This window comes from Roseomonas acroporae (assembly GCF_023223525.1).
Lineage (GTDB): Bacteria > Pseudomonadota > Alphaproteobacteria > Acetobacterales > Acetobacteraceae > Roseomonas_E > Roseomonas_E acroporae.
Genome location: NZ_JALPRX010000295.1, coordinates 1 through 473 on the forward strand (window position 1 = coordinate 1; position 473 = coordinate 473).

1 protein-coding gene is annotated in these 473 nt (G+C 69.1%); it reads right to left on the reverse strand.

Translation table 11 applies throughout. The annotated features are described in order from the left end of the window. The coding region (locus M0638_RS28600) for a calcium-binding protein (RefSeq protein ID WP_282572360.1) at positions 1 to 473 on the reverse strand (473 nt) is incomplete at both ends.

Below are 473 nucleotides of genomic sequence, written 5' to 3' on the forward strand. Positions count from 1 at the left end.
CGTCGCCGGCGCCGCCGGTCATGGTGTCGTCGCCGGCGCCGCCATCGAGGTAATCGTTGCCGGAGCCGCCCCAGATCTGGTTGGCGGCGCCGTTGCCGTAGATGGTGATGGCGGTGGTGAGGCCACGGGCATCGCCGCTGATGGCGTTGACGCCGGCCAGGTAGAGGATCTCGACGTTGGCGGGCACGACGTAGCTGGCGGAGGCCTGGATGGTGTCGCTGCCGCCGCCGGCGAGCTCGACCACGACGTCCTGGCTGCTGTCGACGAAGTAGGTGTCGTTGCCGTCACCACCGGTCATGGTGTCGTCGCCGGTGCCGCCGTCGAGCGTGTCGTTGCCGGAGCCGCCCCAGAGCTGGTTGCTGGCGCCGTTGCCGTAGAGGCCGACATTGGTGGTGAGGCCGCGTGCGTCGCCGTCGATGGCGTTGGTGCCGGTGAGGTAGAGGGTCTCGATGTTGGCGGGAACAACGTAGCTG